This is a genomic window from Aeromonas sp. Lyrl_2 (genome assembly GCF_051948815.1).
GTDB lineage: Bacteria > Pseudomonadota > Gammaproteobacteria > Enterobacterales > Aeromonadaceae > Aeromonas > Aeromonas veronii.
This window is the reverse complement of record NZ_JAYJLJ010000046.1, coordinates 1-4,353: the sequence shown is the minus strand read 5'-3', so window position 1 is coordinate 4,353 and position 4,353 is coordinate 1. Positions and strand designations below refer to the sequence as shown.

Annotated in this window: 6 protein-coding genes; 5 read left to right on the top strand and 1 reads right to left on the bottom strand. The window is 59.5% G+C overall.

The features are described 5' to 3' along the window. Positions 1–115: 115 nt before the first annotated feature. Complete coding sequence (gene cysS, locus VF684_RS20750) at positions 116–1,492, bottom strand: cysteine--tRNA ligase (protein WP_255910035.1); 1,377 nt, start codon at positions 1,490–1,492, stop codon at positions 116–118. 212 nt (positions 1,493–1,704) lie between these two features. Here cysS and VF684_RS20745 point away from each other — a divergent pair, with 212 nt between their 5' ends. The 5 genes from VF684_RS20745 to VF684_RS20725 all read left to right on the top strand — a co-directional run. Then, positions 1,705–2,202: a peptidylprolyl isomerase gene (locus tag VF684_RS20745; protein ID WP_005337417.1), complete on the top strand. Its 498-nt coding sequence runs from the start codon at positions 1,705–1,707 to the stop codon at positions 2,200–2,202. Beyond that, the gene (locus tag VF684_RS20740; RefSeq protein ID WP_139441824.1) at positions 2,192–2,989 is read left to right on the top strand and encodes a DUF4269 domain-containing protein; all 798 of its coding nucleotides are present in this window, start codon (positions 2,192–2,194) and stop codon (positions 2,987–2,989) included. The genes VF684_RS20745 and VF684_RS20740 overlap by 11 nt, the downstream gene beginning before the upstream one ends. Further along, a complete protein-coding gene (lpxH, locus tag VF684_RS20735) occupies positions 2,986–3,717 on the top strand; it encodes a UDP-2,3-diacylglucosamine diphosphatase (RefSeq protein WP_139411876.1) in 732 nt (243 codons plus the stop codon). The genes VF684_RS20740 and lpxH overlap by 4 nt, the downstream gene beginning before the upstream one ends. Positions 3,718–3,971: 254 nt before the next feature. Then, complete coding sequence (locus tag VF684_RS20730; protein WP_021229425.1) at positions 3,972–4,148, top strand: DUF3606 domain-containing protein; 177 nt, start codon at positions 3,972–3,974, stop codon at positions 4,146–4,148. A 118-nt stretch (positions 4,149–4,266) separates the two neighbouring features. Then, positions 4,267–4,353, top strand: an 87-nt coding sequence (locus tag VF684_RS20725; RefSeq protein ID WP_440174388.1) for a transposase, incomplete at its 3' end; no start/stop codon positions are given.

The window sequence follows — 4,353 nt, the reverse complement described above, 5'->3', positions numbered from 1 at the left end:
TTAAGTGATAACGTAAATAAAGTCTGATTTCCATAACAAGAAACCGCAGCCCAAGGGCTGCGGTTTTTTATTGGCTCAACCTGTTGGCTCCAGACGCCAACAAGGTCCACCGACCTTACGCACGGCGCCAGCTGGTCTTGCCGGCGCTATCTTCCAGCACGATACCCATCTCGGTGAGACGGTTGCGGGCGGCATCCGCCGCGGCCCAGTTCTTGTCGGCACGGGCCTGATTGCGCTCGGCGATCAGGCGCTCGATCTCGGCAACTTCTTCGTCCGCTTCATCACCCTTCAAGAAAGCCTCGGGATCTTGCTGCAGGATGCCGAGCACGGCGCCCAGTTCACGCAAACGGGCACCGAGGCCAGCTGCAACGGCCATGTCTTCACCCTTCTGGCGGTTGATCTCGCGCACCAGATCGAACAGGGCGGAGTAGGCTTCCGGGGTGTTGAAGTCGTCGTCCATCGCTTCCTTGAAGCGCGCTACCTGCTCGTCGCCACCGGCAGCAGCGGCTACCGGCAGATCGCGCAGGGCGGTGTACATCCGCTCCAGCGCGGCGCGGGCTTGCTTCAGGTTATCTTCCGAGTAGTTGAGCTGGCTGCGGTAGTGGCCAGACATCAGGAAGTAACGGACGGTTTCGGCGTCGTAGTGTGCCAGCACATCGCGGATGGTAAAGAAGTTGCCAAGGGATTTGGACATCTTCTCTTTATCCACCATCACCATGCCGCTGTGCATCCAGGTATTGACGTAGTCGCCACCGTGGGCGCAGCAGGACTGGGCGATCTCGTTCTCGTGGTGCGGGAACTGCAGATCGGAGCCGCCGCCGTGGATGTCGAAGTGGTTGCCAAGGTGCTTGGAGTTCATGGCGGAGCACTCGATGTGCCAGCCAGGACGGCCCGGGCCCCAAGGGCTTTCCCAGGTCGGTTCGCCCGGCTTGGACATCTTCCACAGCACGAAGTCGAGCGGGTTGCGCTTGGCATCGACCACGTCGACGCGGGCACCGGCTTGCAGCTGCTCCAGATCCTGACCGGAGAGCTTGCCGTAGTCGGCGTAGGATTCGACGATAAACATCACATCGCCGTTATCCGCCACGTAGGCGTGCTCTTTTTCCAGCAGGGATTGCACCAGCTCGATGATCTCTTCGATGTGCTGGGTGGCGCGCGGTTCGATATCCGGGCGCACCATGCCGAGGGCGTCGAAGTCGGCGTGCATGTCGCCAATCAGACGCTCGGTCAGCTCGTCGCAGGTCACTTGGGTCTCGGCGGCACGCTTGATGATCTTGTCATCCACGTCGGTGATGTTGCGCACGTAGGTGAGGTCGTAACCGGCGTAACGCAGGTAGCGAGCCACCACATCAAAGGCGACGAAGGTGCGGCCGTGGCCGATATGACAGTGATCGTAGATGGTGACACCACACACATACATGCCCACCTTGCCCGGGTGGATAGGTTTGAATTCTTCTTTTTGACGAGTGAGTGTGTTGTATATCTTCAGCATCTTCTAACCACTGCCTGTGAGTAAAATGGTTGGTCATGATACCCCGTTCAGGGGCAGAAAACGAGGCAGAAAACGTGGCCAATCCCGCCTGCCAGCACGGTTACGGCGCCAGAGAGACTATGCCGCCAGCCCCTGATGGGCTAGAATTGCCACCACTTTATGCCATACACCTGCGGGCACTTTGTCGTCCGCATCAAATGAAAGGACATATCATGGTCACTCTGCACACCAATCACGGCGACATCACCCTCACCCTGAACGCTGAAAAAGCCCCGGAAACCGTGGCCAACTTCCTGCAATACTGCCGTGACGGTCACTACGACAACACCATTTTCCACCGCGTTATCGACGGCTTCATGATCCAGGGCGGCGGCTATGCCCCGGGCTTTGAAGAGAAAGACACCCGCGCCCCCATCAAGAACGAAGCGGCCAATGGTCTGTCCAACAAGATCGGCACCATCGCCATGGCCCGCACCATGGAGCCGCACTCTGCCAGCGCCCAGTTCTTCATCAACGTGAACAACAACGACTTCCTCGACTTCAAATCCGCTACCACCCAGGGTTTCGGCTACTGCGTATTCGGTGAAGTGACTGCCGGTATGGACGTGGTCAACAAGATCAAGGGCGTCAAGACCGGTAACTACGGCCGCATCCACCAGGACGTGCCGGTAGAAGACGTGGTGATCACCAAGGTGACCCTTGCTGACTGATCTCTGCCGACTCGGCACTGACAAAACTGCGGCCCCGGCCGCAGTTTTTCCATCTGCCGCCCCCACTGCCAGCCCAAACTGGCGCCGCCTCGACTATCTGGCCCACGGCAACCCGCGCCAGCGCTCGGCCCATGCCCTGCTCACCACCGGTGTGTGGGATGAGCTGGCCGCGCAGTGCAGCGATATGGCGCTGGTGAGCACGCTCGCCATCGGCCTCGATCGGCCGGGCAGCGATCTCGATATTCTCTGCCAGCATCCAGATCCCGCCGAGTTTGCCGCTACTTTTGCAGAGCAAGGTTGGCAGGCGAGCCACAAGGGCGAGAATATCTGGCTGCTGGAGCGCACCTTTGCCTGTCTCGACCAGAGCTGTGCTGTTAGCGGTTCTGACAAGAGCGAGGCCAGCTGGCCGCTGGAGCTCTATGTCACCCCCGCTCCCATCGAGACGCTGAATGGCTGGCGCCACCTCACCCTGATGGCAGCTTTGCTCGAGCGGTTTGGCGATGCTTTTTACCGCGAAGTGCTGCGCCTGCGCCTTGAAGAGGGATTAAAAGGGGAAGCAGCCATGTGCCGGTTGCTGGGGCTGGCGGGCGATCCTTACGCCGCCCTGCTGACGCTGGAGGGATGCAATCTGGCCGAGCTGTCATGGCAGCCGCCATCCCGTGACGATATCCATACCTCAACTGGCGCGATGGCACCCGCAGCGCACGATTCGTCCCCTGTTGTGTCTACTATCTCTGCCACCCCTGTTTGCCCTGTTTCGACCGAGAGCCCGATCCCCACATCATGAGCACCCTCTTTATCAGTGACATTCACCTCTCTGCCCAGCGGCCCGATATGACCGCGGCACTGGTGCGCTTTCTCGAGCACGACGCCCCCGGCGCCGATGCCCTCTATGTGCTGGGGGATCTCTTCGAATTCTGGATTGGCGACGATGACCCCAATCCGCTCCATCAACAGATGGCCGATGCCTTTTTGGCCCTGAGCCAGCAGAACGTGCCCATCTACTTTATCCACGGCAACCGCGACTTTCTGCTGGGCCAGCAGTTCGCCAAGCGCGCGGGGATGACATTGCTGGGTGACCCTTGCGTGATCGACCTTTATGGGGAGCGGGTGGTGCTGAGCCACGGCGATCTGCTCTGCACCCTGGATGAGGGGTATCAGAAGTTTCGCCGCATCACCCAGCTCAAGTGGCTGCGCTGGCTCTTTTTGCGACTGCCGCTCGCCCGCCGTCAGGCCATCGCCTGCAAGATGCGCGGCCAAAGCCAGATGGAGAATGCCCACAAGAGCCAGATCATCATGGATGTGACGCCAGCGGCGGTGGACGACACCCTGCGTGCCCACGACTGCCGAATGATGATCCACGGCCACACCCACAGACCCGCCATCCACGACTTCACCCTCGATGGCCACCCCGCCCGCCGCATCGTGCTGGGAGACTGGTTCGAGCAGGGCTCGGTGCTGGTCTGTCGCCCCGGCGAGCAGCGGCTGGAAATGCGGGCGCTGGCAGAGGCTTGATAGCCCGCAGTCCGGTTGACCACAAAGCCCCCAGCCTCCATCACTCCCCATCGTTCGCGCCATCCGGTTCACTGCCCATCAGGCGCGAGCGAATAAGTGGCGATAGCTCACAGATCAGCAAAGCAAACCTGCACTCCTCCTTCAGTCCCCGGGTTGTGTGAACCCCGTCACCTTGCCCCTTGCCAATTGAGAGGATGATGGCGCTCAGGCAGAAAGGTCTTTCTCGCCAGCTATTTCAACAAGTTGAGGTTTATATGCCTGACAGCAATGCGGTCGCTCACCCGTTCGATGCCAAGAAGATCAATGTCAACGATCCCTATGAGATGAAGCAGTGGGTCAAAATGTTCGAGTGCACCGAAGTCCAGCTGAAACGGGCGGTCAAAGCAGTCGGCACCTCAGGCAAGGCGATCCGAAAACACCTCAAAAAGTGAGGGCACCACCCCGTCACAAACCCGGCCTCGCTCGCGGGCTCTTCTCATGTTGTAGTGGTCTAATCATCCCGGACACCATTTTAGGTAGTACAGTCACCACCATGACCTGAGGTGTTCAATGACAAGATTACATCGCTCATTTACTGCCGAATTCAAACTCGAAGCCGCATCCCTGGTGCTCGACCAGGGATATTCTGTCCCTGAA